The organism is Allofournierella sp., assembly GCF_048388525.1.
GTDB lineage: Bacteria > Bacillota > Clostridia > Oscillospirales > Ruminococcaceae > BQOK01.
The window spans coordinates 1-5,535 of the sequence record NZ_DBGCTQ010000083.1 but is presented as its reverse complement, the minus strand read 5'-3'; the positions used below and the strand labels follow the sequence as shown (position 1 = coordinate 5,535).

General features: G+C 60.6%; 5 protein-coding genes. 2 read left to right on the top strand and 3 right to left on the bottom strand.

What is annotated here, in order from left to right; genetic code table 11:
- Window positions 1–944, top strand: a 944-nt coding sequence (locus ACMLHZ_RS10105) for an NCS2 family permease (RefSeq protein WP_418667603.1), incomplete at its 5' end; no start/stop codon positions are given.
- A 43-nt stretch (window positions 945–987) separates the two neighbouring features.
- Window positions 988–1,530 (top strand): phosphoribosyltransferase family protein, encoded by a 543-nt coding sequence (locus ACMLHZ_RS10100; RefSeq protein WP_418667602.1) that lies wholly within the window; start codon window positions 988–990, stop codon window positions 1,528–1,530.
- A 98-nt stretch (window positions 1,531–1,628) separates the two neighbouring features.
- Here ACMLHZ_RS10100 and ACMLHZ_RS10095 read toward each other — a convergent pair whose 3' ends face one another.
- From ACMLHZ_RS10095 to ACMLHZ_RS10085, 3 genes are read right to left on the bottom strand one after another with little or no spacing between them, the layout of a single operon-like run.
- Complete coding sequence (locus tag ACMLHZ_RS10095) at window positions 1,629–3,656, bottom strand: family 16 glycosylhydrolase (protein ID WP_418667601.1); 2,028 nt, start codon at window positions 3,654–3,656, stop codon at window positions 1,629–1,631.
- Window positions 3,657–3,712: 56 nt separating this feature from the next.
- Window positions 3,713–4,555 carry a carbohydrate ABC transporter permease gene (locus ACMLHZ_RS10090; RefSeq protein WP_418667600.1) on the bottom strand — a complete coding sequence of 281 codons (843 nt, stop codon included), beginning with the start codon at window positions 4,553–4,555 and terminating at the stop codon, window positions 3,713–3,715.
- Entirely contained in the window at window positions 4,552–5,433 is an 882-nt protein-coding gene (locus tag ACMLHZ_RS10085; RefSeq protein WP_418667599.1) for a carbohydrate ABC transporter permease, read from the bottom strand. The genes ACMLHZ_RS10090 and ACMLHZ_RS10085 overlap by 4 nt, the downstream gene beginning before the upstream one ends.
- Between the last annotated feature and the right edge of the window lie 102 nt (window positions 5,434–5,535).

Below are 5,535 nucleotides of genomic sequence, written 5' to 3'. Positions count from 1 at the left end.
CCGCGCTGGGCAGCGTGGCGCCCATCTCGTTCCAGGCCGAGACGGTGGTCATGGCCGGCACCATGGGCAAAAACATGCGCGAGCGGCTGTCCATGGTTCTCTTCGCGGGCCTCACCATGGCGGTGCTGGGTGCCTGCGGCCTGCTCACCGTCATCACGAACTTCGCGGGCGACGTGGTGCTGCACGCCATGATGGCCGGCGTGGGCCTGGTGCTCACCAAGCTCAGCCTTGGCATGCTGAAAGAAAACGCCCTGGTGGGCGGGGTGTCCATTGGGGTCGCGTTTTTGGTGTACTTTTTCCTGGGGCACAACCTGGTGTACACCATCGTCCTCAGCCTGGTGGCCGCAAGCGTTGCGGCAAAGCTGGCAAAGCAGGATATCGGCGGCGGCGTGGGCCAGGGTGAAAAAATGGCCAGGCTGGTGCTCCAAAAGCCCGTCTTCAACCTCACCGTGCTGCGGGGCGCGCTGGCGCTGGCCTGCCTGACCATCGGGGCCAACATCGCTTTTGGCAACATCACCGGCAGCATGGCGGGCACCGCCCAGAACGTGGACCACCTCACCATCTACTCGGGCCTTGCCGACGCCGTCAGCGCCCTGTTCGGCGGCGCGCCGGTGGAGGCGATCATCTCGGCCACCGGTTCGGCCCCCCACCCGGTGGGCGCGGGCGTATTGATGATGCTCATCATGGCCGCGATCCTCTTCTTCGGCCTTCTGCCCAAGATCGGCAAATTCGTGCCCAGCCAAAGCATCGCCGGGTTCCTGCTCATCCTGGGCGCGGTGGTCACCATCCCCGGCGATGCCGCCATCGCCTTCTCCGGGGCAAACCCGGGCGATCCCATCGTGGCCGGGGTCACCATGGGCGTCACCGCCTTTGTGGACCCCTTTGTGGGCATGCTGGCCGGCATCCTGCTCAAGGTCCTGTTCGGCTTCGGGCTCGGCCTGTGACCGCCCTGTACATCCATTCAATTCAGTAAAAGGAGCGTTTTTTATGTCTGAATGCTATGAACTTCGCGTGGCCGGCGTGGTGCGTCAGCTTCCCATCATCCAGCTCACGCCGGAACTCTCCATTGCAAGCTTTGTGATCCTGGGCGACCAGGAGCTGGTAACGGCCGCCGCGCAGGCGCTCGCCCCCAAGCTGCCGCCGGTGGACTACCTCCTCACCGCCGAGGCAAAGGGTATCCCCCTGGTGCACGAGCTCAGCCGCCTTCTGGGCCTGCCCTATTACATCGTGGCCCGCAAGAGCGTAAAGCCCTACATGGCCCAGCCCCTGGTGGATGAAGTCACCTCCATCACCACCCAGAAACCCCAGACCCTCTGCCTGGACGGCAAGGACGCGCTGGCCATCCGCGGCAAGCGCGTGGCCATCGTGGACGACGTGATCAGCACCGGCGAAAGCCTGGGCGCCATCGAGCGCCTGGCCGAAAAGGCCGGCGCGCTTGTCGTGGCCAAAGCCGCGATCCTGGCCGAGGGCGATGCCGCCCACCGGGCCGACATCCTTTTCCTGGAACCGCTCCCTCTGTTTACCCGGTAAAGTGCGGGGTCACAAATGCGCCGGGCCTCTTGCCTGCAAGCGCGAAAAAAGAGCCTGGGCCATATGGCCCGGGCTCTTTTTCACGGTTTTGCACCGCTTTATGCAAACGCGATCTCCCGCATTACAATCTTGTTCTCCCAGCGCGTGTTGGCCCCCGTGATGTTAATGCGCACGGCCCCGGTAACAACGGGCGCTGCCAGCGGCACCCGCACCGTTTCGCCCGCCTCCACATCGCCTGCTGCGGTCCAGGGGATGGTATATTCCACGCCCTCATCGGCCCAGCTTTGGGTTTCCGCATCCCAAAAGGCCAGGGTGTAACTGCGGATGCCCTGCCCCGCGCCGTAATTGGCCGAAAACAGGATGCTCTCCACCACCCGCGGCTCCTCAAAGCGGTACGAGATATATCCCCCCTGTGGCAGGGGGTTCATTTTTTCACTCCAGCAGGAGGCGGTGCTGGTGGGGTCGCCGTCGAACAGCTTCGCGATCCCCTGGGGGTTCAGGTTCGTATCCCATGGGGTGGGGCGCAGTGTCAGCACCGGCGCCCGGTAACCGGGCGTGTTCTCCGCCAGATTCGGCGTCGTTCCGGTCAGGGTCACGGCCTCCCCTCGCTCCAGCAGGGCGTATTGTTCCTGGCTCAGGGCAGGCCAGCGCACAAACTCCTGCGTTTTCACCCCGTCGTTGTACAACACGTTTCCATAGGAGCGTACCCCCGGCAGATGTGCCTCGGTGTATTCCTCCCCCTCATGGCCCGCCACCGCCGAAACATACCGCGCCGGCCGGGCCGAGGGCAGCACCTCGGCCTCCTGCTCCTCCACCGCGGCAATGGCAAGCTGGTCCGCCGGCAGCTCCTGGCCGCCGGGAACCGACTTATACACCCGGACGTAATCGATGTCAAACGTGTTGGGGTAAGGCTTGGGCAGCCAGACGCCCGTCCATCCGCCGCCCCGCTTTTCGTAGAGCGAGAACAGCTGGATCATGGGGTAGTCGATGTTCACGTCCCGCCCGCCGGTCTTCACCCCGTCCACATAGAACTCCATCCGGTCCGGGTTTGCGCCCTGGCCGCCGCCCTCGATCCAGTCGAATCCGTAAATGTGGAATTCATCATGAAAATCCATCTTGTTGTTGGTGTAGGAAAAACCTCCCCCGTCCGGCGCGTCCGGGTCGTTCCAGGCGTGAAAGTTCACCGGCACCTTGTGGGAATTGTTTCCCAGCAGTTCAAACACATCAATCTCCGCCGACTCCTCCGGCACATCCTCAAAGCCCAACAGCCACCAGGCCACGTGCCGGGCAGACCCCGGCTGTCCCTTTGCCCGGATCTCATAATATCCATACTGGTTCAGGTGGGTCGCCTGCATGTCCACGGGGTTTCGCACCACGTTGGTTCCGTTCCAGTTGTGCAGCGCGTTCCGGTCGCCGGTGGTAAACCCTGAAACCACGGTCTTGCCGTCGTATTCCGGGCACCAGGGCGGGGTTTCGGCAAAGATCCTGAGCCGCATCAGCCCATTCTCCATGGCGTAGGTGGGCTCCGCCAGCCCCGGGTCCTTGGTCCAGGACGAAAGATACCGCGGTACCCAGCGCGCGGTGTCCAGCGCCTCGCCGTCAAACTCGTCCTCAAAGATCAGTCGGTATCCCGGCTTTTCCCGCGCGGGCAGCGCGGCGGCGGAAAAATCAATATAATCCAGGCCTGGGCCGTTCTCTCCGTCCGGCGCAAAAAAGCGCAGGGTATTCACCTGGCCCGGTTCCAGCGTGACCGGGATCGAAAGGTTGGCAAACGCGCTCCAGCTTCCGCTGCTGAAGCCCGAGATGCGGCGCGCCGGGCCGCCGTTGACCTGATACATCAGGTTTCGCACTTCGCCTGAGCGATAACGCAGTTTCATCACGTAGTCTGCACCGCCCTGGGGGGTTACCCGAATCTCCAGTGCGTTCGCGGGCCCATTGTCAATAAAGCTCACCGTCCTGCCCGAGCCGCCCAGGATATTTTCCGTTCTTACCGTGCCGGTCATATCTCCTGTTTCGGCCTCCACGCGCTGGTTCCAGTCCGCAGCAGCCGCTGGGGCGGAACACAGGCCGGCCAGCATCGCCGCCGCCAGCACGGCGCCCAAGAACCGGCAGAATCCTGTTTTCATCTTTTTCTCCCTTCTTTCTGAAAAACGTCCTTCTTCTTTTCACAGCGCCCGCTCTTTTACCCCTTTACAGAACCCGCCACCACCCCTTCGATGATGCTCTTTTGCATAATCAGGTAAAACACCACCAGCGGCAGGGTTGCCAGTACCAGCATGGGGAAAAACGAGGTCCAGTTGGTGGAAAAGGGGCCCACATTTTTGTACACCTCCTGCAGCAGCACCCCTTTTTGGGGGCTCTGCAAAAACAGCAGCGGGGTCATAAAGTCGTTCCACACGGCCAGTGCGTCCAGAATGGCCACCGTGGAAACGATGGGTTTGAGCAACGGAAAAATGATCTGCCAGAAAGTGCGCAAAATGCCGCAGCCGTCCATATACGCGGCCTCCTCCAGTTCCTTCGGCACGGTGTTGATGAATCCCCGGAACAAAAAGATCGAAAGCGGCAGGTTGATGCAGAACACGTCGATCAGCACCACACCCGGCAGGGTATTCATCAGGTGCAGCCCGGAAACGATCTTGTACAGCGGAATAATGGCAATCTGAAACGGCACGATCAGCCCCACCATAAACACCGAATACATCCTCCGAAAGATCTTTTTGGGGCTGCGGGCAATCACGTAGGCGGCCATCGAGGCAAAAACCAGCAGCAGCGCCACCGCGCAGCCGGCAATGATCAGGTTGTTGCGCAGCGCCCGGCCGTATTCCATTGCCGCAAGGGCATTTTTATAATTTTCCAGCGTAAAATGCGCCGGCAGGCCCAGCGGATGCGCCGCCGCCTCGGCGGGGGTTTTAAAGGTTGTCACCACCAGGTAATAAATGGGCAGCAGCATCACCGCGCCAACAAGCGCGTACACCAGGTTCAGCAGCATCTCAGCCGCCCGTTTTCTGTAGTTTCTGTGTTTCATGAGATCTTTGCCTCCCAGCGGCCCAGCAGCCACGTGATCACCTTGGTCATACAGAACACGATCACAAAGAACACCACTGCAAAGGCACAGGCATAGGCGTTGCGCCCACTGTTAAAGCCCTCCCGGATCATGGTGGTCATAATGGTTTCGGTGGCGTACCCCGGCCCGCCTTTGGTCATGGCAAACACGGCGTCGAACACCTTCAGCCCGCCGATCAGGCTCATCAGCACATTAAACGAGGTTGCCGGGTAAAGCAGCGGCAGGGTAAGCCGCCAAAAGCACTGGCCTGTGCCCGCCCCATCGATCTGCGCTGCCTCGTACAGGCTGCCGTCAATGCTTTTCAGATTTGCCACATAGATCACCATGCTCCAGCCCGTCCACTGCCACACCTGGGTGGCCAGCACCGAATACAGGGCAATGTTGCTGTCGCCCAGCCAGTTCACCGGCGCAAGCTTGAAAAAGCGCAAAATGTTGTTCAGCAGGCCGTAATCAGCGCTGGTCATAATGTACTGAAACAGGTATCCCACCACCAGGATGCTCAGCACCGCAGGCAGAAAAAAGATGGATTTCAAAATGTTCGACATTACCAGCTTGCGGGCCAGCAGCACCGCAAACAAAATTGCCAGCGCGTTCTGGATCAGGGTAATCAGCACTGCATATTTAATCGAATGCCCAATGGCCGCCATGGTCTTCTGGTCGGCAAACAGCTTTGCAAAGTTCGTAAAGCCCACAAACCGGATCTCCGGGTTATACACCGACCAGTTGGTCACGCTGTATGCAAAGCTCATCAACGTGGGCACGATAAACAGCAGCATAAACCCCAAAAAGGCAGGCAGGATCATTCCCAGGAACACCCTGTCACGATGTTGTGTATTCATCTTGTATCTCCTTACCACGTGAAATAGCAAAAGCGGGGCCGGAGCATTTGCTCCGGCCCCGCTGCTATGGGTTATCCCAGGCTCTCGCGCATGGTGTCGTTG